We start from the raw sequence: 21,241 nt of genomic DNA on the forward strand, positions 1-21,241 counted from the left end.
TGGGGGCGGCGCTCACCGGTCATCGCCCCAGAGGGTGGCGGGGCCGTCCTGCGGGTCGTCGCCGTCGTCGTCGCGGAAGGCGGCCAGACGGTCGGGAAGCTCCCTGCGCGCCTGGACGTCGACGTCGCGGCGGGCGGAGGGGAAGAGCTGTTCGGGGTTCTCCCGGACCGCCTGGGCCAGGGTGAGGCCCCGGTAGCGCCGCGGCATGTCGAGCGCGGGTTCGGGGGCGCCGTCCCCGTCGGGGCCGGTGTCGGTCGAGGTGGCGCCCGGCACGGGGACGGACGCCGGTGAGGGCCCCTCGGCGGGCTCGGCCGTGACCGGGAGGTGCTCGGGGGTGGTCGCGGGGTGGGCCGCCAGCTCGCTGACGATGTCGCCGACGGGGTCGAACGCGCCGGTGCGGCGTCCGCCGTCGCGGCGCGCGAGCGGCGGTCGGTCAGGGGTCGGCTCCGACACGGCACGGTAGGCCGCGGGGCGGGGCTCCGGGGCGGCCGCGGGGACGGCATCGCGCGCGGGGGCGCCGACCGCTGGCCCGGACACGCCGTTCCTCGCGGCCGTCCCCGCCGACTCGATCCCGCGCACGATGCCGGTGTCCCGCGCGAGTTCGGCCTCCCTCGCCAGCTCCTCCTCCCGCTCCTTCTGGAGCCGGGGCGGCAGCGGCATCTCGTAGGCGGTGACCAGGTGCGGCGGGATCAGGACGACCACCCCGGTGCCGCCCCGGGCCGAGGGGCGAAAGCTCACCTGGAGGTCGTACTTGTCGGCGAGCGCGCCCACCACCGCCAGCCCCATGCGCAGGCCGGGAAGCGTGGCCAGGGTGCGGGGCTCCTCGATGTAGTTCTCCGCCGCCCGGCGCTCCCGCTGGCGCAGCCCCCTGCCGCTGTCCTCGACGGTGACGGTGACCCCGCTGTCCTCTTCCTGCGCGTAGACGTTCACGTCCGTACCGTTGGCGGAGAAGTTGGCGGCGTTGTCCATGAGTTCGGCGAGCACCTGGATGACGCCCTCCGCGGCGTGCCCGACCACCGCCGAACGGTGGGTGTAGTGCAGGCGCACCCGCCGGTAGGCGGTGATGCGGCCCTGGGCGCCGCGCAGGATGCTCTCCATGCCGATGGGCCGGTTCCAACGGCGCCCGGATCGCCCCCGGGCGAGGGTGACGAACGCGTCCGCGAGGCGTCCGGTGCGGGAGACGTTGTGGTCCACCGCCAGGAGGTCGTTGAAGACGTCGGTGCGGTCGCCGTAGCGGAACTCCAGATCGCGGAGCTGGGCGAGCAGGGTGGTGAGGTGGGCCTGGACGCGCCCGCCGATGTTGGCCGCCGAGATCAGGGCGGTGGCGCTGCGGCGTTCGGCGACCACCAGCTCCTCGATCACGCGTGTGCGCAGCCGGGCCACGGCCGGGTGGACCTCACGGAGTTCCCGGGCGAGCCGTTCCTCGGCGATGGTGCGGTCCTCGCGGACCCGGCCCACGATGAACGCCAGGGTGGCGTCGGACAGGTCGCGGACCTCGTCCTCGATCTCGGTGCGGGCCGTGCGGGCCTCGGTGGCGCGCAGCTCGGCGTCGGCCAGCTGGGTGGTGAGGGCGTGGGCGAGCCGGTCGACCGTGGGGTGGGTGGGGCGAGGGTGGTCGCGGAGCACGCGCTGTAGGGGTCTGCCCTCGCGGGCGGCGTGTGTCAGGGCGGGCAGGAGGGCGTCGACGACCCGCCCCGTCTCCTCCTCCAGAGTGCGTGCCCCCGCGCTCAGCCTGGCGCCGTGGGCCAGGGCGGCGCGCGCCACGGCCGCGTGGTGGACGGCGGTGGCCACCGCCGCGCACAGCAGCAGGGCTGCGGCGCCGACAACCAGCGCGACGGCCGACCGTGCCTGTTCGGGGCTCTCGATCACTGTCCAGGACCACGCCGGGGCGGCCAGGGCCGACGTGGCCAGGAACACGACGAGGGCCTGCTGGCCGGGGCGCGGGAGGGGGCGTTTCCGGTCGGACAGGTGTACGGCCATGAATGGGTTCCTCGCGGCTTCCCGTGCGGATGGCGGGTCAGTCGCCGTTTCACCCGCCCGTGTCACGTGTGCTGGATGGCACTCCGGGCGTCCCGAGGGGGGAACACTCCGGGGTGGATGGATTTCACGTTAGACCAACCCCGGGAAGCGCGGGGAGTTTTCCACAAGCAGGCCCACCTGCCAGCACAAAGACCCTCGAAAGGGTCACCCCATCACGCGTCTTCTGCGGATATTACTTATGTGCACAATATTGCCGCGTTAGAGAAATTCAGGACCTTGGCCCCTCCGTTCCGCTCGGAGAATCCGGCGGTGACTCCGGAACCGGACCGTGCCTCCACCGCAGGTGGTGCCACCGGGACGCCCCGGCCCCCAGCGCGACCGCGACCAGGCCAGTGTTGACCCACCACAGGGCGACGGGCAGGTGCAGCCACGCCACCGCCCACAGGGCGTAGGCGGCGACCAGGACCACGCCGCCGCACCGGCGGAGCACCGCCCAACGGCCGCGGAAGGCGCGCGGACCCTCGTCCGCGCGCGCGGACCGCACCGCCTCCCAGGCCTGGGAGGCGGAGATCAGCGTCAGCACCGTCCACACGGCGAGCGCCACCAGGGCGTCGTTCACGGCGTCTCCAACAGGAGTTCGAGCGCGGCGTCCTCGACGCCGACGGGACTGTCGGCCAGGACGACCACGGCCCGGCCGCCCTCGCGGTCCAGGGCGACCATCGCCGCGAAGCCGCCGGTCATGCCGTTGTGCCAGGTGACGTCGGTGCCGTCGTGGTCGGTGACGAACCACCCGAGGCCCACACCGTCTCCCTCGCCGTCGTCCCAGCGGGGGTCCAGGGCCAGCACGCCGGGCGCCTGCCCCGCCACCAGCGCGCGGGCGAGCAGCCCCATGTCACCGCCGGTGGAGTGCACTCCGCCTATGGGTGCCCAGGTGGCGTCGGCCGAGGGAGCGTACGGACGCCCGTTCCTGCCGTGGCCGACCGCCGCCGTGGAGGGGACGTCCTCGGGGTGGGCGGGGACGACCGTCCGGTCCATCGCGAGGGGTTCGAGGACGCGCTCGCGCAGCAGGGTCTCGTAGTCGGTCCCGGCGGCCTCGGCCAGGGACTGCCCGAGCAGGGCGGGGCCGAGGTTGGAGTAGGCGAACGCGCCCCGGTCCGTGAGGTCGGCCCTGGCGGCGCCCGCCACCAGGGAGTCGAGGTCCCCGGTGTAGGGGTCGCGGTTGCGCAGGGAGTCCAGGAACATGGTGAGCGCGGTCGACACCCCCGGCGGGTTCCTGGGCAGACCGGACCGGTGGGAGGCGAGCTCGGCGAGGGTGACCCGGGCGGCGGGAGCCTCACCCAGGTCCAGCAGCGTTCCCAGCCGGGTGTCCGCCTCCACTTCACCGCGTGCGATCGCCTCGGCCAGCAGCAGCCCGGTCAGCGCCTTGGTGACGGAGCCGACCTCGTACAGGGTCGTCCCGTCGGCACCGAAGTAGGCCTCCCTGACTCGGTCGCCGTCGACCTCGACGACGGCCGCGGTCCGCCGGGGCCCCGCCTGCAGCAGGGGGCGGGCGCGCTCGGCCAGTTCGGCGTCCCCCGACGCCCGGGCGGACAGCTCCATGGGCGCGGGCGCCACGGCGAGTCCGGCCGCCACGACGACGGCGGCCACGAGCGCCGCCGTGAACCGGCCCCGTACGCCGACGGGCGTGCGCCTCGGCCTCTCCTCAGCCACGGGCTGCGGTGAGGACGACCAGCAGGGGCACCAGCCGCTCCGGCGGGATGACGTAGCGGCCCCGTCTGAGCGTGACCAGCCATCCGGCCGCGACCAACAGGTTCACGTGGTGGTAGATCTGGCCGCTGGTGCCGAACTCGGCGCGCTCCTTCAGTTCGGCGACGGTGGACACGCCCGAGTGGACCGCGTGCAGGATGCTGAGCCGCACGGGGTGCCCGAGGGCGTCGAGGTTTCCGGCCAGGGTGGACCAGTCGAGGTGTTCGACGGCCTCGACGGCGCTTCCGTACTGCCACTGGACCGGTTCGGCCGCGCCCTCGACCGGGACGACGCCCGCGAAGACGACCTCCCCGCCGTCGAGGGCGCGCTCCTTGAGGGCCTCCAGCGCGAAGAAGCGTTCCGTGTAGGTGGTCTCGGCGGGATCGGCGTCGGCCCGGGAGGGTTGCGCCCGGGCCGACCGCTCCAGATCGCGGACGCGGGCCTCGATGGCGTCGAGGCGCTCCTCGACGCTGGAACGGGGGGTGGGTTCGGTGGGTTCTGGCACCCGGCCACGGTACACGATTATACGTTGTTACGTAGAACCAGATTTACCGTGCGGCCGTGTCGCACTTGCCCGTTTTTGCCTGATCCGAAGGAGGAGGTGCCGTCCCGCTGACGCCCCGTACCCGATGATGAGGGGGCGGAGACGGTATCCGCCCTGCTCGTAGTACCCGACAGGTCGCCCCCGTCAGTCTCCTGGGCGACCGGGAGAGGAGCACCCATGCGGACGCAGGCCAACGGTTGGCAGTACTTCGTCGCCACACTGCTCATCGTCACCGGAGCCATCAACGTCATCCAGGGGCTCGCGGCGATGTTCACCCCGGGATTCTTCGTCGCCACCGAGACCCAGATGCTCCTCCTGGAGTACGGGGCGTGGGGCGTCCTCCTCGGCCTCTGGGGCGTGGTGCTGGTCGTCGCCGGTCTGGCGGTCCTGTCCGGCAGCACCTGGGCCCGGGCCTTCTCCATCGTCCTGGCCGCCCTGAACGCCATCGCCCAGCTGGCCTTCCTGATCGCGATGCCCCTGTGGTCGGTGGTGGTCATCGCCATCGACATCCTGGTGATCTACGGTCTCACCGCGGGCTGGCCCGTCGCGGTCGGAGACGACACGAACGAACGATCCGAGGACGCCGGCTACCGCGCCGGGTACCGGGCCGCCCACGAACGCCCGCACGCGGCGCCTCGGCCGACCTCGTCTCCGGAACAGGGCCAACAGCGCTCCAACAGCTGAGCGCCGTCGCCGCCCCCGATCCGCGCTGCCGGGTCGGGGGCGGTTCCCCGCCAGCCACCCGGCCCACGGCAAACCTACGATGAGAGGTATGCGCACCCCCCACCCGAACACGTCGCCGGTCCGTGTGTCCGCCGCCGTGATGACCCACCCCCGCCGATCCCGCGACGCCGAGAGAGTGGCCTCGCACACCGGCCTGTCCCCCACCGAACTGGCGCCCGACCCCGAGCCCGACGGTCCGCCCACCGCGCTGCGCGCCGCCCGGGTCGCCTTCGCGGCGGCCGAGCGCCACGACACCACCCACCACCTGGTCCTCCAGGACGACGTCCGTCTGGCCGGGGACTTCGCAGCTACCGTGCGGCACTACCTGGACGCGCACCCGGACGCCGCCGTGTCGTTCTTCGTCGAGTGGGGGTCGCGCACGGCCACCCTGGCACGGTGGGCGGTGTTCACCGGGGCCGGAGCGGTTCCGGTGGTCAACCCCTACGTACCCACGGTCGCCCTGGCGCTTCCCCGAACCGTGTCCGCCGGGCTCGCCCGGTTCCTGGCGGAGGAGGGCCGACCGGACCAGCCCGACGACCGCGAGGTACTGCGCCACGTCCACCGCACCGGCACCCGCGCCCTGGTGGCGGTACCCAACCCCGTGGAACACGACGAGCTGCCCAGCCTGGTCGGAAACGCCGGTCACGGTGCCCGCCGCTCCGTGTGCTTCTCCGACACGGCGGCGCCGTCTCCCGCGACGTCCCTCCTGGAGCCGCCGCGCGCGCTCCCCCACCTGAACTGGACCACCGGCGAGACCGGCCTCATCGACCTGGAACACGACGTTCCCGAGGCCCACGTCCCCCTGGAACAGGCCCTGGCGCGCTGGGGCGCCGACGCCGATCGGACGGCGCACGCGCTGTCGGCCAGTGCCGGCAGCGCGCTGGCCCGGCTCGTGCCGCGACCGCGCCTGGACGCCGTCTGGCGGACCGCGGCGGCCAACGGCGCGGTGCTGGAGGGCCGCTGGCCCGGAGTGGTCGGCGGGCTCCGGCGCAGGCTGGACGAGGCCCCCGTGGAGCGCGCGCTCGCCACCCTGGTGCCGGGTGCGCTGCGCGCCCTGGTCGACGTCTGCGCGCTGGAGGAGCACCGGTCGGAGGTGGTCCGGCTGACCCTGGACGCCCTGGAGTTCGGAGCCGAACACTGCCCCGCCCCGAAGGAGGCCCTGTGACCACCGCCGTACGGATCTCCTGCGCCGTGATGACCCACCCGCGCCGGGCCGGAGCCGCCCGCGCGCTGGCCGCGTCCCTGCCGGAACTCTCACCGACCGTCGTCACGGACCCCGCCCCCGAGGGGGCGCCCTCCACCCTGCGGACCTCCCTCGCGGCGTGGGCGGCCGTACCGGACCGGGCCACCCACCACCTGGTCCTCCAGGACGACGCCGAACCCCGGCCCGGGATGATCGGGGCGCTGACCGCCCTAGTCACCGCCCACCCGCGGGAACCGCTGAGCCTGTTCTGCGAGTGGGGGTCGGCGACCGCGACCACCGCCCGCTGGGCGGCCCTGGGCGGCCACGGTCTGGCCGAGTGCGTCGACCAGTACGTGCCCACGGTCGGTCTCCTGCTACCCGCCCCCGTGGCCCGGGAACTGGTGGCGACCGTCGCACCTCAGGGGCGCGAGGAGGAACCCGACGACGAGGCCCTGGCCCGGTTCCTGGAGCGCACCGGCCGAACGGCCCTGGTCACCGTGCCCAACCTGGTCGAGCATGACGGCGACCTGAGCCTGGTCGGCAACGGCCACCGGATGGGCGTGCGCCGGTCGGTCCTGCTCCGGGAGGCCGGGGACCCCGCGCCCGACCCCCGCGTGCTGCGTGCCCCCTCGATGGTGCCCTTCGTGAGCTGGCGCCGCGCCCGGGCGGCCGCCGCCCTGTGGGACACCACCGGCCCGGGCCGCCACGCCGGGCACCGCGCACACCTGCGCGCGGCCCTGGCCGAGGACGGGCTCCCCCACGCCGAACTGGTACGGGAGCTGGACACCTGGCTGGCCACGGAGCCGGGACGGCGACTGGAGGGCATGCTCGGATTCGGTCTGCCGCACGAGTTGTGGCTGGCGGCCACCGCCGTGGCCGCGTGGGCACCGCTGCCCGCGCGGGACCTCGCCGCCCCGGGCGCGGTGGCGCGACGTGCGCTGGCCACCGTGGCGCCCGGGGGCCTGCGCACGGTGGTGCCCCAGGTGCTCGACGACGAGGTCGCCCTGGCGGACCTGTCCGCGCTGGTACTGGCCGCCTTCGCCGTCGGCGCACGGGCCCGCGCCACCGGCGCCGTTCCCCGCCGGGAACCCGCTCCGGCGGGGAACGGCCGGGAGGCCTAACGCTTCCTGGGGTGCAGCTGGCTCGTCACCGCGAGCCGGTTGTAGAGGTTGATCATGGCGATGGCGGACATCAGGGCCGCGAGCTCGGTCTCGTCGAAGTGCTCGGCGGCCGACTCGTAGGCCTCGTCCGACACCCCGGTGCCACCGAGCTCGGTCATCTCGTCGGTGAGTGCCAGGGCGGCCCGCTCGCGCTCGGTGAAGCGCTCCCCGGCTTCGTACCAGGTCGAGACCAGGAAGAGCCGCTGCTGGGACTCACCCTCCTCGAGTGCCTTGTGGGTGTGCAGGTCCACGCAGAAGGCGCAGCCGTTGAGCACCGAGGCCCGGAGCTTGATCAGTTCGAGCAGTCCGACGTCCAGGTGGCCGGCGACGACCTGGTCGATCTCGTCGAGCTTCTTGTAGACCTCCGGAAGCTTCTTCGCCCACACCACGCGCTTTTCGGCCATGAGGACCGTCCCCTCGTCATCGAACAGCTGTCGCGCCAGATGCTACGGCCCCGAGCCCCCGCGCCACCACCAGACCCCGATATGTCCCCCCGGGTCGCCTCCTCGCCGTCGGCTCCGTCGTACGGCCCCGGGTCCCACGGCCCCGGGGTCGAGCGGGGGTGGGTGACGGGACGGCGGGTTCAGCCCTGCGGGTCGCGGGCGTCGTGCGTGAGCAGTGCCAGTTGGATGCGACCCGACAGGTCCAGCTTGGTCAGGGCACTCGACACGTGCGCCTTCACGGTGCCCATCGACATGTGCAGCCGCTCCCCGATCTCCGCGTTGGACAGGCCCTCGGTCACCGCCTCGGCCACGTCCCGCTCCCGGTCGGTGAGCAGCGCCATGCGCGCGCGGGCGCGATCGCGGCGGGTGGGCGCCGCGGAGCGCTCGGCCGGGTCGGTCCCGGCCACCCGGTCCATCAGCGCACGGGCCACGCTCGGCGACAGCACCGGTTCGCCCAGGGCGGCACGGCGCACCGCCTCGGCGATCCGCGCCGGGTCGGTGTGCTTGAGCAGGTATCCGGCGGCACCGGCCCGCAGGGCCTCCACCACGGTGGCATCGGCGTCGAAGGTGGTGAGGACCAGCACCTGCGGTCCCGGCGCTCGGCCCGCCCCGGCCTCCGGCCCCGACCTCAGCCGGGCGGTCGCGGTGATGCCGTCGACGCCCGGCATGCGTACGTCCATGAGCACCACGTCCGGGCGGTGTTCGGCCACGGCGGCGGCCACCTGGTGGCCGTCGTCGGCCTCACCCACCACCTCGATGTCCCCGCCGCCGGAGAGCATCAGCCGCAGACCCGCGCGTACCAGGGCGTCGTCGTCCACGAGCAGGACCCGGACCGGGGCCTTCACGGTCTCCACTACGGAACCCTTCCTCTGTCGGCCCCGTGGGGCTCCGCGTACGGCCGCGCCCGCCAGGGCAGTACGGCGGTCAGGCTGAACCGGCCCTGGGAGGGGCCGTGCCTCAACCGGCCCCCGTCGAGCCGTACCCGTTCGGCCAGGCCCGCCAGCCCGGCACCCGCTCCGGGGATCTCGCTGTCGGCCCTGCCGATCGGCAGTACGTTGCTGACCACGACCACCAGGTCGCGGCCGGGGGCGCCGGTGAGTGTGACCGTGACCTTCGCTCCGGGCGCGTGTTTGCGGGAGTTGGTCAGGCCCTCCTGCACCACCCGGTAGGCGGTGTGGCGCACCTGGTCACCGGGCTCGGCCCCCTCGGGCAGGTCGGCGGTGTACGAGACCTTCTCCCCCGCCTCCGCGGCCTCGGCCACCAGACGGGCGACCTCGGCGAGCCGGGGCGGCCGGGTGTCCTCGTCGTCCCCGGTCAGGTCGCCCGAGCGCAGAACGGTGAGGATGGCGCTCAGTTCGTCCAGCACGCGGTGCGCGTTGTCCCGGATCACCCGGACCGCGGCACCCACCTCGGTGGCCTTCAGCGGGGCGGCCTCCCCCGACTCGGCCCGGTCGGTCCGGTAGGCCAGCGCCCCGGCGTGCACGGAGAGCAGGGACATGCGGTGGGCGACCACGTCGTGCATCTCGCGGGCGATCCTGCGGCGTTCGTCCACCCGCGCCGCGGTCAGGCGCTCCTCGCGTAGTTCGCGCTCGCGCCGTACGTCCTCCCTCAGCCGCTCGACCAGGCTCCGGCGGGAGCGGACCGCCGCGCCCCAGGCCACGTAGGCGCTGATGAGGATGACGATGACCAGACCGGTCACGATCGAGTCGCTGGTGGAGTCGGGCACGAGCGCCACCCAGGGCAGCCCGAGGACCACCGTCAGCGCGGCGGTGAGGACCGCCTGGGTCAGGGGGCGGTAGACGGCCAGCCCGACCAGGGCCACCGTGAGCGCGCCGAACACCGCCGTGGAGAGCGACGACATCAGGACGATGACCAGGGCGACCACCAGCGGGCTGTCGCGGCGCCACCACAGGGCCAGGCAGGCCGGCGGGAGGCAGGCGAGGTCCAACCACAGGAGCCAGAGCGGGACCCGGTCGGTGGGATGCAGGTCCGCCGCGTACCCGACGAAGGACAACAGGCCGAGGGCGACCACGAAGACCAGGAGGAGGACGTCCACCACGAGGTCGCGTCGGCTGCGGCCCCTCGGCTCCATACGCCCCTCCACTCCGTCGTGCTCGTGCCCGGGTTCCAGCCTAGAACGGCGCGGCCGCCCGGCGCCTCGGCCACCAGGCCAGCGGAGGGCGTCCCGCCCTGGCCACCCGGCCAGGGCCTCTGTCCGGTCGGCCGATGCGGGCGGGGCCGTGATCCCGGAAGATGGATGGCATGACAAGCGCCGACGTTCCGGCTCTGGAGCTGGACGGACTCACCAAGACCTTCAACGAGACGCGCGCCGCCGACGGCGTGAGCCTGGCCGTGCCCCGTGGTGCCACGATGGGCCTGGTCGGCCCCAACGGCGCGGGCAAGACCACCTCGTTGTCGATGGCGGTGGGCCTACTGCGCCCGGACGCGGGAACCGCCCGGGTCCTGGGCGTGGACGTGTGGCGGGAGCCGGTCGAGGCCAAGCGTCGGCTGGGGGTGCTTCCGGACGGCCTGTCGCTGCCCGAGCGCCTCACCGGGGGCGAGCTGCTCGACTACTGGGGGCGGCTGCGCGGCCTGGGCCGCGACGTCACCCTGACCCGGGCCCGGGAGCTGCTCCAGGTCCTCGAACTGGACGGCGCCGAGCGCGACGGAGTGCTGGTGGCGGAGTACTCCACCGGTATGCGCAAGAAGATCGGTCTGGCCACGGCCCTGCTGCACGCTCCCGAGGTGCTGGTCCTGGACGAGCCGTACGAGGCGGTGGACCCGGTGTCGGCGCGGGTGCTCACCGCGATCCTGCGCCGGTTCACGGACGGCGGCGGCACCGTGGTGATCTCCAGTCACGTCATGGCCCTGGTGGAGCAGCTCACCGACCGGGTCGCGATCATCGCGCGCGGTCGGGTGCTGGCGGACGGCACGCTCGGGCAGGTTCGGGGGGCGGACGCCACGCTGGAGGACACCTTCGTCCGGCTGGTCGGAGCCCGTGAGGTCGGGGAGGGGGATCTGGCGTGGTTGAACTCCTGATCCGGCTCAAGTTCACCCTGGGGCGCCACAGCGGCCTGCGGATCGTCTCCCTGCTGGCGATCGTCCTGGGGACCGGACTCACCTGGTACTGGGCGGTGGTGGCCACGAGCGACCAGGTGAGGTCGGGCCTGCTGATGCTGGCGCTGGCGGTCTGGTGCGGGGGCTGGGTGCTCGGCCCGACCATCACCAACGGCGTGGGGGTACTGCGCTCCCAGTACTTCAGCCTGCTTCCGCTGGACCGCGGCCGCGTGGGCGCCGGACTGCTGGTGTCCGCGTTCGTCGGCGCCGGCCCGCTGCTCACCCTGGTGGCCACGGCCGCGGTGGCCTGGCACGCGTGGCTCTCCGACCCGGCCACGCTGTTCCTGGGCCTACTGGGCATGCTGGCGCTGTTGGTGTTCATGGTCTCCCTGTCACGTCTGGTGTTCCGGGCCCTCGGTGTGGCCATGCACAGCCGGATCGGGATGGAGATCGCCTCCCTCCAGTGGGGGCTGATCGTGGCCGGTCTCTTCTTCGGGTGGCTGGCGATCCAGCCCGCGCTGTCGGCGATGTCGGCGCTGACGCGGGAGGGACTCCAGGGGACGGCCCTGGGCGTGCTGTCGGTGCTGCCGACCTCCTGGCCGGTGCTGGCGGTGGACGCGGCGGCCACAGGCGCCTGGGGGACCGCCTTCGGTTGGCTCGGCGCACTCGGCCTGCTCACGCTGGCGACGGTGCTGGTCACCGTCCGGCTGCTGGCGCCGAGCGTGGCCGCCCGTGGTGTGCGCAGACGGGCGCGCCCCCTGGGTTCGCGGGTGCTGGACGGTGGGCGCTCCCTCCTGCCGGACACCCCGCTGGGCGCGGTGGTCGGCAAGGAGCTGCGCCAGTGGTGGCGTGACCCGTGGCGTGGGCTGGAACTGCGCGCGGCACTGTGGACGGGTCTCATCATGGCGGTGTTCGGGCTGGTCGCCCAGCTACCACAGATCCCGCCCTTCGCGGGTGTGATCGCCCTGTTGGTGATGGGGATGGGCGGTTCCAACATGTACGGGCACGACGGCACCGCGCTGTGGCTGACCGTGGTGGGGCAGGGCGCGGACACGGTCCGCGCCGAGGTGCGGGGCAGACAGATCGCGCTGGCCCTGCTCATCGGCCCGGCGTCGGCCCTGCTGAGCGTGGTCGCCGTGGTGGTCTCCGGCGCGTACTGGGCGACGCCGTACGTGGTGTCGAGCCTGGTGGTCTTCCTGGGGGTGAGCACCGGACTGTCGATCCTGTTGTCGGTGGTGGCCGTGACCCCGGGGGTCGATCCGCATCTGCGGGTGGACGCCAACGACGCCGGTGACAACCAGCTCCAGGTGTGGGTCACCCTGGCGGCCCTTCCGTTGCTGTCGGCCCCCACGTTCGGCGTCCTGGTGTGGGCGGGTCTCGTGGGAGTCCCCTGGCTGGCCGTGCCCGTGGCGCTCGCCAACGGGGCGCTGGCCGCCTGGCTGCTGGGCGGAGCCGCCCACCGACGCCTGGAGGGACGTCTGCCGGAGACCTTCACCCGTATCCGTTACGGCAGGGAGATCGCGGCCCGGGGACTGCCCCGTGACGGCGGAGGACCGCTGGACCGGTTGGAGCGGGGCGCTCTGACGACCAACGCGGACACCCGGCCCACGGGTTCGTGACCCCGGGGCCACGCCACCGGCTCGCGCCGCGTCACGGGGGTCACACTCCCCGTGCGACGCCCGCCCCCGGACCGGCCCGGCGGTTCGGCCGTCTCCGGAGTCGCGCGGTGTGCCCCTGACGGGCACCGTGTGAACCGATCAGACCACTCATGGAAGAGCGGCGCCGGTGGTGGCCCCGGGCCACCACCGGCGTACTTCCCGCACGCGCCGACTCGCGATCCGGAACCCGTGCCCAGCCCGGCCGGGGACGCCTTCCCCGGACCCACTGCCAGAGCCGTTCCCACGCCCATCGCGTCACCTGGACCCACCACCCTCCGCACGACCGTTCTCCTTCGATACTGCGGGAGCGCGCGAGCCCCCACAAGCCCACGCGTCCGGCCTGTGGACAACGCCCGTCCCGCCGATGCCCTCCCCCGTTGTTGAGGTCTTACGGCCGGGACGGTCACCCCGGCTCCTGTGCCAGAGTGGGGCCCGGGTGGACCAGCAGGAGGTTGCAGATGGCTCGGAAGGCCGACCCCGCGAGGCGACGCGAGGTCCTGGACGCCGTGATCGAACAACTCGCGGAGACCGGGATCAGCGGGTTCACGCTGCGCGGCCTCGCCCAGGGGCTGGGGCAGAGCACCCGCGTGCTCACCCACCACTTCGCCGACCGCGAGGACCTGCTCTCGGCGGTACTGTCGCGGCTCGACGAACGACAGCACGCGGCACTGGTGGCCACGAAGGGCTGGGCGGACCCGTCGGTCCCGGTCGGCGACATCGTCCGCGACTCCTGGGAGCGCAACCTCGGGCCGGAACTGCCCATGACACGGCTCGTCCGGGAGATCGAGGGGCTGGCCTCGGCGGGACGCCTGCCCGCCTCCAGCGCGGGGTTCCTGCGCGGGCGCGCGGAGTTCGTCGCCTCCTGCCTGGTGCTGCGCGGCGCCCCCGCCGACCGCGCGCTGAGTCTGGCCACCCTGCTCAACGCGGGCTTCGCCGGGCTGGAGTCCGACTACCTGTCGACCGGTGACCTCGGGCGCGCCGAGGCGGGGCTGGACCTGCTGTGCGCGTGGATCGACACGGCGGCGCCGACCGGCTGACCCCCGCGCCCCCGACCGACGATCCCTCCCGGCTGCCCCCGTGTTCGCCTCCCGTGGCCGGACGGTTTCGCCGGCCTCCGGGCCGGCTGACGCACGCGCCGGAGCTCAGCCCTCGGTCCGCACCCGCTCGTAGACCGGGGTCAGGCCGTCGAGGAAGGCCAGGAGCGCCAGCTCGAAGCTGTCCTGGTCGATCTCGGCGGCGACCTCGGCCAGCCGGTGGGCCTGCGACAGGTTCGGATACCGGTCCTGGTACACCCACACGTCGTCGTCGAAGCCGCCCGCGAAGGAGTGGGTGGCCGCCCCCACGACCAGGTACTTGGTGGAGGCACCGATCATCGTGGCGTACCGGGGCGGCCAGCCCGCGCCCACGAGCCCGCCGTGCACGGCGTCGGCGCGGCGCAGGGCCTCCTCGCGGCGGCCCGGCCCGGCGGCGATCACGGGCAGCAGGTTGGGGTGCCGGGCGAGGGCGGCACGGTAGGAGCGGGCCCACACGGCCAGGCCCTCCCGCCAGTCTCCGCCACCGAAGGCGGAGACGTCGATGTGCGTGGTGGCCTCCTCCGCGACCTCGCTGAGCAGCTCCTCCTTGGTGCGGTAGTGGCTGTACAGCGAGGCGGCCCGCACGTCGAGCTCCTGGGCGAGCCTGCGCATGGACAGCTTCTCCAGCCCGTCCCGGTCGATGAGCGCGAGCGCGGCCTCGCGGATGGCCGGTCTGCTCAGGAGCGGTGTCTTGGGTCGGGCCACGGCGGGGCTCCCCTTCCGCGCTGATCGTCACGTGCCGGACCGTCCGGCGTCAGCGCTGATCATCGCACGAGGGCGCGCGGTCTCGCCGCCGACGCGGGCCGGGCCGTGTCCCGAGCGCGGGTTCCTGCCCTTGCGCGGGCCGCGCGAGGCCACGTACCCTCAACTAACCGAACAGCGTTAGGTTAGTGGGGTTAGCCGTGATCGATTTCTCACTGAGCGAAGAGCAAAAGGCCATTCGGAGCTGGGTACGGACCTTCGTCCAGCGGGAACTGATGCCGCTGGAGAACGACGTGCTGCGCCGCGAGCGCGAGGGCCACCCTCCCGGCCTGACGCACGAGGAGAGGAACCGGCTGCGCGCGCTCGCCCGCGAGTCCGGCTTCTGGGGCGTGGCCACTCCGGAGGAGTTCGGCGGCATGGGCCTGGACGCCGTCACCGAAGCCCTCATCGAGACCGAACTCGGGCGCACCTTCCTCACCTTCAAGTTCGGCGGCGAGGCGGACAACATCCTCTACCACGCCAACGAGTGGCAGCGGCGCTCCTACCTGGTCCCCACCATCGAGGGCGAGCGCTCATCGTGCTTCGCCATCACCGAGCCCGGCGCGGGTTCGGACGCCAAGGCCATCCGCACCCGGGCCGTGCGCGACGGCGACACCTGGGTGCTCAACGGCGAGAAGACCTTCATCACCGGCGGCATGGAGGCCGACTTCGCGCTGGTCTTCGCGGTCACCGATCCCGAGAGGGGGGCTAACGGGGGCGTGACCTGCTTCCTCGTCGACCGCGACATGGGGTGGACCTCCGAGCCCATCGACACCATGGGCGAGCGCCGCCCGGCGTCCCTGGTCTTCCAGGACGTGCGCGTCCCGCACGAGAACGTCCTCGGCGAGGAGGGGAGGGGCTTCGAGCTCGCCATGCAGTGGATCGGCCGGGGCCGCTACCTGCTGCCGGCACGGGCGCTGGGAGGGTGCGAGCGGCTGCTCGACATGGGTCTCGAGCACGCGAGGACCCGTGAGACCTTCGGCGCCCCGCTCGCGGACCGGCAGGCCATCCAGTGGATGATCGCCGACTCCCAGACCGAGATCGAGGCGCTGCGGCTCCTGGTGCTCCACGCGGCGTGGCGGGTCGCGGGCGGGCGGGACTCACGGCACGCCCAGGCGATCGCCAAGCTGTTCGGCGGGGTGAAGGCCAACGAGATCGTCGACCGCGTCATGCAGATTCACGGCGGCATGGGGTACACGCGGGAGCTGCCCGTGGAGCGGTTCTACCGCGACCTCCGGCTGCTGCGCATCTTCGAGGGCACCGACGAGATCCAGCGCCGCACCATCGCCCGCGACCTGATCAGGGGGCACGTGAAGGTCGGCGCCACCCTCGTGTAGCCGTCCGCGCTCCCGCCGCCCGGTGCGGGCGGTCCCGGACCGGGCGGCGGGAGCGGGAGGGGTCGGGCGCGCCGACCTAGGCGACGTCGACCAGGTCGACGACGAACACCAGGGTCTCCCCCGGCTTGATGAGGGCACCGGCGCCACGGTCGCCGTAGGCCAGGTTCGGCGGGATGACCAGCTGACGGCGGCCGCCGACGCGCATGCCCAGGACGCCCTGGTCCCAGCCGGGGATGACCTGACGGGCGCCGAGCTTGAAGCGCAGCGGCTCGCCGCGGTTCCAGCTGGCGTCGAACTCCTCGCCGGTGGAGTGCGAGACACCGACGTACTGGACGCTGACGGTGCTGCCGTGCCCGGCCTGGGCGCCCTCACCGACGGTGAGGTCGGTGATCTGGAGGTCCGCGGGCGGCGGGCCCTCGATGAAGTCGATCTCGGGACGCTCAAGCGCCATGGTGGATCTCCTCGGTTGAAGACGTGAACAGAGGGACCCAGGCTATCGGTGGTGACCGAGGGGGCTGGACGGAGCGCCAGGGGCGGCACACGGCGGTCAGGCGCCCGAGGCCGCCCGGTCGGAATCGCCGCGCAGGACGCAGAACTCGTTGCCCTCGGGGTCGGCGAGGACCACCCAGCCGGAGCCGTCCGGCCTGCGGTGGTCGCCGACGAACGTGGCGCCCACCCCCAGCAGCCGCTCCACCTCCCGTTCCCGCGAGGTCTCGGGGCGCAGGCACAGGTGCAACCGGTTCTTGTCCTGCTTGACCTCGGGTACCTGGTTGAAGTGCAGCACCGGGCCCTGCGCCAACAGGACCTGGGTCTCCGGCTCGCCCGGCTCGTCGTCCGGGTGCAGCGGACGCCCGGTCACCTCGGTCCAGAACCGGGCCAGGGCGTAGGCGTCCGTGCAGTCGATCGCGATGTTGAGCACCGTGGAAGTCATGGCCGCCAGTATGGGCGGCCCCGTCTCCCGCGCGCCAGGGGTTATCGGCCCCGGGCGGACCCGGCCCTCACCCCCGGGCGGGCTCGTGGTCGCCAACGGTGGCGGCGATGACGTGTCCGCGGCCCTCCAGTTTGATCGGGCCGCTGTCGGCCTGGACGAACACCGACTCCCCCCGCCCCAGGGTGACGCCCTCGCCGACCTCCGCGACCAGGTCCACCGTCCCGCGCAGCGCCAGGACCACGGTGGGCCCGTCGCCCGGCAGGTGGGCGGCGATCCGGCCCGGGCCGATCTCGTGGAGCGCGAACTCCGGCGCCGCCGGGCGGAACTCCCGTCGGCCGTCGAGGAACCCGGGTTGGGCGTACGGGATGGGCAGGACCGAGAAGTCCACCACGTCCAGGAGTTCGGGGGCGTCGACGTGTTTTGCGGTCAGGCCCGCACGCAGCACGTTGTCGGAGCTGGCCATCACCTCCACGGCGGTGCCCTGGAGGTAGGCGTGCAGGTTGCCCGCGGGCAGGAAGAGCGCCTGCCCAGGCCAGAGCGTGACCTTGTTGAGCAGCAGCGACGCCACGGCCCCCGGGTCTCCCGGGTAGCGTTCGGCCAGGTCAGTGACGGTCTGCGCGTGGGCTCCGCGCCCGCCGCTGCCCGACCACTCCCGGACGAAGTCGCCGATCATCCGGTGGCGGTCGGCGAGCGGCAGTGTCAGTAGGCGGGTGAGCGCCGCGCGCAGAGCCGTCCGGGTGTCGGCGTGGGACAGGTCCTCGCGGAGCGCGTCGGCCAGGTCGTTGTCCAGCCCGGAGAGGTCGGCGGCGGTGGCGGCCGGTTCGCGGAATCCGCACAGGGCCTCGAACGGCTCCAGGGCGAGGAGGAGCTCGGGCTTGTGGTGCGGGTCGCGGTAGTTCCGGTGGGGGGCGTCCAACGGGATGCCTGCGCGCTCCTCGGCCTCGAAGCCGGAGCGGGCCCGGGCGGCGTCGGGGTGGACCTGGAGGGAGAGCGGCGCCTCGGCGGCGAGGTACTTCAGGAGGTAGGGCAGGCGGCCGCCGAAGCGTTCGGCGGTACCGCTGCCCAGGACGCGGTGCGGGTCCTCGCAGATGAGCTCGGGCAGGGGTCTGTCGCCGTCGTCGCAGTGCGCGGTGCTGGGGGCGCCGTGGTGGGCGCCCAGCCACAGCTCGGCCTGGGGGGTGCCGTCGGGTTCGGTGCCCAGCAGGCGGGGGATGGCGGCGCGCGCTCCCCAGGCGTACGGACGTACCCTGTTGGTGAGCCTGTGCATCCGCTCCCCGCTTTCCCGTCGGCGTGTTCTCACCCCGTGGACGCTCCGGTGAGGTGTGAACAGTCTTGCCAAGAGACGCCTCCCGGTCGACACGGCACGCCCCACATCTCGCGGTAGTGCACACTTCACCTCGCCAGTTGGGCAGGCACCCGGTTCGCCCGGCGCCCGGTGACGGCAACGAAGTTACTGGGAAGTAAACCACGTTCGCGGACACGTGAACAGCACCACACTGTCACCTTCCAGAGACAACTGACGGTGCCCTCCAGGGTGATTCATGATGCCATCCGCGTGACGGGAAGGCCGGTTCCGAACGCGCCGTTCCCGGGATCGGACTCCGCGAATCGGGATGCCGTCCGCGCCCCCGCTCCTCTAGGGTTCTCCGAGGTCCGGAATCACCACTGCGCCAGGGAGCCAGCACATGCGACTACGACGGGGCGACGCCGAAGACGCCGACCGGGTCCTCCGGCTCCTGGACGAGGCGGTCGTCTGGCTCACCGAACGCGGCTCCGCCGACCAGTGGGGCACCCGGCCCTGGTCGGAGATCCCCGAGAGGGTCGCGATGGTCCGCTCGCTCGTCTCGGACGGCCTCTGGATCGCCGAGGTCGACGGCGCCGCTGCGGGCGCCCTGGTCATCGGGGCGTCGGGGCTCGACTACTCCCCGCCGGTCGACGAGCCCGAGGTCTACGTGCGCCTGCTCGTCGTCGACCGGAAACACTCCGGGCGCGACGTGGGCGGCCGTCTTCTCGACCACGCCCGCGCCCAGGCCCGCGAACGCGGGATCTCGCTGGTGCGCGTCGACTGCTGGTCGGGCGGGGACGGCTCCCTCGTCCGCTACTACGAGCGCCAGGGGTTCACTCCGACCGGGCGCGTGCCGGTACGCGACAAGGAGGTCCAGGTGTTCGAGGCCCGGGTGTGAACCCGCCCCGCCACCGGGGCCGACCGGCTCAGTGTTCCCGGCGCACCCGGTCCGAGGCCTCGACCAGGCGGTCGACGACCCGCTGGGTCAGTTCGGGGTCGGGGCTGCCCAGCCCGGCGATCGACGACATGTACATGCCGTCCCCGGCGAGCCGGATCGTCTCGGCGAGCACGGGGTCCGTGAGCTCGGCGTGCAAAAGCTCACCCCAGCGGGTGAACAGCTCCTTCACGAGCGCGCCCGCCTCCGGGGGGATGTCCTCCTTACTCCGCAGCGCCGCGATGACCGCCCAGTAGAGCTCGCCCTCGACGGCGGTCTGCGGCAGCGACGTCCGCAGGAAGTAGCGGACCACGCCCTCGTCGCTCTCCACCGCCTCGCGGAACTCCTCCTCCGCCAGCGCGCGGACGCGCTCCATGAGCCCGACCATCATGGCCGCCTTGGAGGGGAAGTGGTAGAGCAGTCCGCCCTTGGACACCTCGGCGTCGCGTGCGACGGCCTCCAGGGTCACCGAGGAATAACCTTCGGCGATCAGGATGTCCTGTAAGGCGTCGAGGATTCTGTCTCGCGTCGATGTACTCACGATTGACACTGTACCGGCCGGACGGTACTGTACCGGCTGGACGGTCGAAGAGTCCCGGAGCGTGCCCGCACCACCTGCCGCACCCCGGTCGACCAGACTTCCCGTCCCGACCCAGCCCGGTCGGCACCGACTCCCGCCGGGCCCGCGCCCTCGATCCGAGGGCGCGCAACCACAAGCGATGACGAGGGAAAGATGAGTTCCGCCAAGGCCGGAAACGGCGCCACCCACCCGCACGGGGACAACGGGTCCCCGCCCGCGCTCGCGGGCCCGCGCGAGTGGGCCGCACTCGCCGTCCTGGTCCTGCCCGTGGTACTGATCTCGGTCGACATGACCGTGCTCGGTTTCGCGGTGCCGGCCCTGAGTGAAGCGCTGAGCCCCTCCTCGGGCCAGCTGCTGTGGATCATCGACATCTACGGCTTCATCCTGGCCGGACTGCTGATCACCATGGGTCCGCTCGGCGACCGGATCGGCCGACGCCGCCTGCTCATGATCGGTTCGGCCGCCTTCGGCGCGGCCTCCCTGCTGGCCGCCTTCGCGCCCAACGCCGAGACATTGATCGTGGCCCGCGCCCTGCTGGGCGTCGCCGGGGCGTCGCTGATGCCCTCGACCCTGTCCCTGCTGCGCAACCTGTTCCTGGACCCGCGCCAGCGCCTGCTCGCCATCGCCATCTGGGCGTCCGGGTTCTCCGGCGGCGCGGCCCTCGGCCCGATCCTCGGCGGGTGGCTGCTGGAGCACTTCTTCTGGGGCTCGGTGTTCCTGATCAACCTGCCCGTGATGGCGCTGATCCTGGTCCTGGTGCCACTGCTGGTGCGGGAGTCGCGCAACCCGGACTCGGGCCGGATCGACCTGCTGAGCGTCCTGCTGTCGCTCGGCGCCATGCTGCCCGCCGTCTTCGGCATCAAGAAGCTGGCCACCGGCGGCCTCGACGTCCTGCCGATCGTGTCGCTGGTCTTCGGCCTGACCCTGGGCTACCTGTTCGTGCGCCGCCAGAGCAGGCTCAGGGACCCGCTGATCGACGTGCACCTGTTCCGTTCACGCGTGTTCAGCGTCGCCGTCGTCACCAACCTGATGATCGTGTTCTCCCTGGTGGGGTCGTTGTTCTTCCTCACCCAGTACCTTCAGCTGGTGCTCGGCATCTCCCCGATGCGCGCCGGGATGGTGCTGCTGCCGGGCCTGCTGCTGTCGATCGTCGCCGGTCTGGTCGCCGCACGGGTGGCCCGCCACCTGAGCCTGTCGACCGTGATCGGGGTGTCCCTGATCGTGACGGCGGCCGGGTTCGGCGCCCTGGTGTTCACCCCGGCCGACGACGCCACCCGGGGCGTGGCGCTCGTGATCACCGCCTTCGTGCTGATCTCGCTGGGCACCGGCTTCGCCGAGACGCTCACCAACGGCGCGATCATGTCGGCGGCCCCGCCCAAGCGCGCGGGCGCCGCGTCGGCGATCTCCGAGACCGCCTACGAGATGGGCGGCGCGCTGGGCGTCGCCGTGCTGGGCAGTGTGCTGACCGCGTTCTACCGGGGCCACCTGACCGAGGTGGACGGGGTGTCCGAGGGCGCGACCGAGGCCGCCCGGGAAACCCTGGGCGGCGCGGCCAACACCGCCGCCGACATCGGCGGCGCGCCCGGTGAGGCGCTGATGGACGCGGCCCGGCTGGCGTTCACCGACGGAATGCACCTGACCTCCGCCATCGCCGTGGTGATCGTGCTCGCCGCGGCCGCCCAGGCCTGGTTCCTGCTGCGCGGGCACGGCAACCCCGCCGTGGACGTCCCGCAGACCGCGACCGTCACCCAGGAGGCCGCCGAGGCGCCCGGGGAGGCCGTCGACGCCGAGGCCGCTGACGGGGCCGCCGCCTCCTTCCTGGAGGCCAACGGACCCGTCCGCTAGCCGGCTCCGGTCACCGTGTCG

The 21,241-nt window shown here is 73.1% G+C and carries 21 protein-coding genes; 9 read left to right on the forward strand and 12 right to left on the reverse strand.

What is annotated here, in order from left to right; all coding sequences use genetic code 11:
* Positions 1–12: 12 nt before the first annotated feature.
* The 4 genes from ACFYL4_RS15875 to ACFYL4_RS15890 form a co-directional block, all read right to left on the reverse strand.
* On the reverse strand, positions 13–1,980 hold the full coding sequence (locus ACFYL4_RS15875) for a sensor histidine kinase (RefSeq protein WP_387518945.1): 1,968 nt from the start codon (positions 1,978–1,980) through the stop codon (positions 13–15).
* Positions 1,981–2,248: 268 nt separating this feature from the next.
* The gene (locus ACFYL4_RS15880; protein WP_357765313.1) at positions 2,249–2,599 is read right to left on the reverse strand and encodes a hypothetical protein; all 351 of its coding nucleotides are present in this window, start codon (positions 2,597–2,599) and stop codon (positions 2,249–2,251) included.
* On the reverse strand, positions 2,596–3,690 hold the full coding sequence (locus ACFYL4_RS15885) for a serine hydrolase domain-containing protein (RefSeq protein WP_357765310.1): 1,095 nt from the start codon (positions 3,688–3,690) through the stop codon (positions 2,596–2,598). Before ACFYL4_RS15885 ends, ACFYL4_RS15880 begins: the two co-directional genes overlap by 4 nt.
* Complete coding sequence (locus ACFYL4_RS15890; protein WP_357765307.1) at positions 3,683–4,246, reverse strand: helix-turn-helix domain-containing protein; 564 nt, start codon at positions 4,244–4,246, stop codon at positions 3,683–3,685. The genes ACFYL4_RS15885 and ACFYL4_RS15890 overlap by 8 nt, the downstream gene beginning before the upstream one ends.
* Positions 4,247–4,447: 201 nt before the next feature.
* Between ACFYL4_RS15890 and ACFYL4_RS15895 the strand changes: the two genes are divergently transcribed.
* From ACFYL4_RS15895 to ACFYL4_RS15905, 3 genes are all read left to right on the forward strand, one after another.
* Positions 4,448–4,954, forward strand: a complete 507-nt coding sequence (locus ACFYL4_RS15895; RefSeq protein ID WP_357765306.1) for a hypothetical protein — start codon at positions 4,448–4,450, stop codon at positions 4,952–4,954.
* A gap of 88 nt (positions 4,955–5,042) precedes the next feature.
* Entirely contained in the window at positions 5,043–6,158 is a 1,116-nt protein-coding gene (locus tag ACFYL4_RS15900; RefSeq protein WP_357765303.1) for a hypothetical protein, read from the forward strand.
* Positions 6,155–7,297, forward strand: coding sequence for a hypothetical protein (locus ACFYL4_RS15905; RefSeq protein WP_387518947.1), 1,143 nt, complete (start codon positions 6,155–6,157; stop codon positions 7,295–7,297). Before ACFYL4_RS15900 ends, ACFYL4_RS15905 begins: the two co-directional genes overlap by 4 nt.
* On the opposite strand, the gene ACFYL4_RS15910 is transcribed toward ACFYL4_RS15905, so the two are convergent.
* From ACFYL4_RS15910 to ACFYL4_RS15920, 3 genes are all read right to left on the reverse strand, one after another.
* The gene (locus ACFYL4_RS15910; protein WP_357765297.1) at positions 7,294–7,740 is read right to left on the reverse strand and encodes a carboxymuconolactone decarboxylase family protein; all 447 of its coding nucleotides are present in this window, start codon (positions 7,738–7,740) and stop codon (positions 7,294–7,296) included. The genes ACFYL4_RS15905 and ACFYL4_RS15910 overlap by 4 nt on opposite strands.
* A gap of 179 nt (positions 7,741–7,919) precedes the next feature.
* Complete coding sequence (locus ACFYL4_RS15915) at positions 7,920–8,633, reverse strand: response regulator transcription factor (protein WP_357765294.1); 714 nt, start codon at positions 8,631–8,633, stop codon at positions 7,920–7,922.
* The gene (locus ACFYL4_RS15920; RefSeq protein WP_357765291.1) at positions 8,633–9,871 is read right to left on the reverse strand and encodes a histidine kinase; all 1,239 of its coding nucleotides are present in this window, start codon (positions 9,869–9,871) and stop codon (positions 8,633–8,635) included. Before ACFYL4_RS15920 ends, ACFYL4_RS15915 begins: the two co-directional genes overlap by 1 nt.
* 170 nt (positions 9,872–10,041) lie before the next feature.
* Between ACFYL4_RS15920 and ACFYL4_RS15925 the strand changes: the two genes are divergently transcribed.
* The 3 genes from ACFYL4_RS15925 (at position 10,042) to ACFYL4_RS15935 (ending at position 13,531) form a co-directional block, all read left to right on the forward strand.
* Entirely contained in the window at positions 10,042–10,818 is a 777-nt protein-coding gene (locus ACFYL4_RS15925) for an ABC transporter ATP-binding protein (protein WP_357765288.1), read from the forward strand.
* On the forward strand, positions 10,803–12,455 hold the full coding sequence (locus tag ACFYL4_RS15930; RefSeq protein ID WP_357765285.1) for a hypothetical protein: 1,653 nt from the start codon (positions 10,803–10,805) through the stop codon (positions 12,453–12,455). Before ACFYL4_RS15925 ends, ACFYL4_RS15930 begins: the two co-directional genes overlap by 16 nt.
* A 497-nt stretch (positions 12,456–12,952) precedes the next feature.
* Positions 12,953–13,531 carry a TetR/AcrR family transcriptional regulator gene (locus ACFYL4_RS15935; RefSeq protein WP_357765282.1) on the forward strand — a complete coding sequence of 193 codons (579 nt, stop codon included), beginning with the start codon at positions 12,953–12,955 and terminating at the stop codon, positions 13,529–13,531.
* 105 nt (positions 13,532–13,636) lie between these two features.
* Here ACFYL4_RS15935 and ACFYL4_RS15940 read toward each other — a convergent pair whose 3' ends face one another.
* A complete protein-coding gene (locus ACFYL4_RS15940; protein ID WP_387518948.1) occupies positions 13,637–14,272 on the reverse strand; it encodes a TetR/AcrR family transcriptional regulator in 636 nt (211 codons plus the stop codon).
* A gap of 197 nt (positions 14,273–14,469) precedes the next feature.
* Here ACFYL4_RS15940 and ACFYL4_RS15945 point away from each other — a divergent pair, with 197 nt between their 5' ends.
* Entirely contained in the window at positions 14,470–15,645 is a 1,176-nt protein-coding gene (locus ACFYL4_RS15945) for an acyl-CoA dehydrogenase family protein (RefSeq protein WP_387518949.1), read from the forward strand.
* Between the two features lie 76 nt (positions 15,646–15,721).
* Here the strand turns inward: ACFYL4_RS15945 and ACFYL4_RS15950 are convergent, their stop codons facing one another.
* From ACFYL4_RS15950 to manA, 3 genes are all read right to left on the reverse strand, one after another.
* Positions 15,722–16,096, reverse strand: a complete 375-nt coding sequence (locus tag ACFYL4_RS15950; protein WP_387518950.1) for an FKBP-type peptidyl-prolyl cis-trans isomerase — start codon at positions 16,094–16,096, stop codon at positions 15,722–15,724.
* Between the two features lie 96 nt (positions 16,097–16,192).
* Positions 16,193–16,576, reverse strand: coding sequence for a VOC family protein (locus ACFYL4_RS15955; RefSeq protein WP_387518951.1), 384 nt, complete (start codon positions 16,574–16,576; stop codon positions 16,193–16,195).
* Between the two features lie 67 nt (positions 16,577–16,643).
* Positions 16,644–17,843 carry a mannose-6-phosphate isomerase, class I gene (gene manA, locus ACFYL4_RS15960; RefSeq protein ID WP_387518953.1) on the reverse strand — a complete coding sequence of 400 codons (1,200 nt, stop codon included), beginning with the start codon at positions 17,841–17,843 and terminating at the stop codon, positions 16,644–16,646.
* Positions 17,844–18,261: 418 nt separating this feature from the next.
* Between manA and ACFYL4_RS15965 the strand changes: the two genes are divergently transcribed.
* Positions 18,262–18,759: a GNAT family N-acetyltransferase gene (locus ACFYL4_RS15965; protein ID WP_387518954.1), complete on the forward strand. Its 498-nt coding sequence runs from the start codon at positions 18,262–18,264 to the stop codon at positions 18,757–18,759.
* A gap of 28 nt (positions 18,760–18,787) precedes the next feature.
* Here ACFYL4_RS15965 and ACFYL4_RS15970 read toward each other — a convergent pair whose 3' ends face one another.
* On the reverse strand, positions 18,788–19,336 hold the full coding sequence (locus ACFYL4_RS15970) for a TetR/AcrR family transcriptional regulator (RefSeq protein ID WP_387518956.1): 549 nt from the start codon (positions 19,334–19,336) through the stop codon (positions 18,788–18,790).
* 192 nt (positions 19,337–19,528) lie between these two features.
* Here ACFYL4_RS15970 and ACFYL4_RS15975 point away from each other — a divergent pair, with 192 nt between their 5' ends.
* A complete protein-coding gene (locus tag ACFYL4_RS15975; protein ID WP_387518957.1) occupies positions 19,529–21,220 on the forward strand; it encodes an MFS transporter in 1,692 nt (563 codons plus the stop codon).
* Positions 21,221–21,241: the final 21 nt, after the last annotated feature.

The sequence above is a fragment of the Nocardiopsis sp. NPDC006938 genome (assembly GCF_042869555.1).
Lineage (GTDB): Bacteria > Actinomycetota > Actinomycetes > Streptosporangiales > Streptosporangiaceae > Nocardiopsis.

Bases quoted from the DNA above. Each gene is read 5' to 3' on its own strand.
- ACFYL4_RS15910 (WP_357765297.1), bottom strand. From the start codon at position 7,740: ATGGCCGAAAAGCGCGTGGTGTGGGCGAAGAAGCTTCCGGAGGTCTAC.
- ACFYL4_RS15925 (WP_357765288.1), top strand. From the start codon at position 10,042: ATGACAAGCGCCGACGTTCCGGCTCTGGAGCTGGACGGACTCACCAAG.
- ACFYL4_RS15955 (WP_387518951.1), bottom strand. From the start codon at position 16,576: ATGACTTCCACGGTGCTCAACATCGCGATCGACTGCACGGACGCCTAC.
- ACFYL4_RS15895 (WP_357765306.1), top strand. From the start codon at position 4,448: ATGCGGACGCAGGCCAACGGTTGGCAGTACTTCGTCGCCACACTGCTC.
- ACFYL4_RS15965 (WP_387518954.1), top strand. From the start codon at position 18,262: ATGCGACTACGACGGGGCGACGCCGAAGACGCCGACCGGGTCCTCCGG.
- manA (WP_387518953.1), bottom strand. From the start codon at position 17,843: ATGCACAGGCTCACCAACAGGGTACGTCCGTACGCCTGGGGAGCGCGC.
- ACFYL4_RS15935 (WP_357765282.1), top strand. From the start codon at position 12,953: ATGGCTCGGAAGGCCGACCCCGCGAGGCGACGCGAGGTCCTGGACGCC.
- ACFYL4_RS15900 (WP_357765303.1), top strand. From the start codon at position 5,043: ATGCGCACCCCCCACCCGAACACGTCGCCGGTCCGTGTGTCCGCCGCC.
- ACFYL4_RS15875 (WP_387518945.1), bottom strand. From the start codon at position 1,980: ATGGCCGTACACCTGTCCGACCGGAAACGCCCCCTCCCGCGCCCCGGC.
- ACFYL4_RS15975 (WP_387518957.1), top strand. From the start codon at position 19,529: ATGAGTTCCGCCAAGGCCGGAAACGGCGCCACCCACCCGCACGGGGAC.
- ACFYL4_RS15950 (WP_387518950.1), bottom strand. From the start codon at position 16,096: ATGGCGCTTGAGCGTCCCGAGATCGACTTCATCGAGGGCCCGCCGCCC.
- ACFYL4_RS15920 (WP_357765291.1), bottom strand. From the start codon at position 9,871: ATGGAGCCGAGGGGCCGCAGCCGACGCGACCTCGTGGTGGACGTCCTC.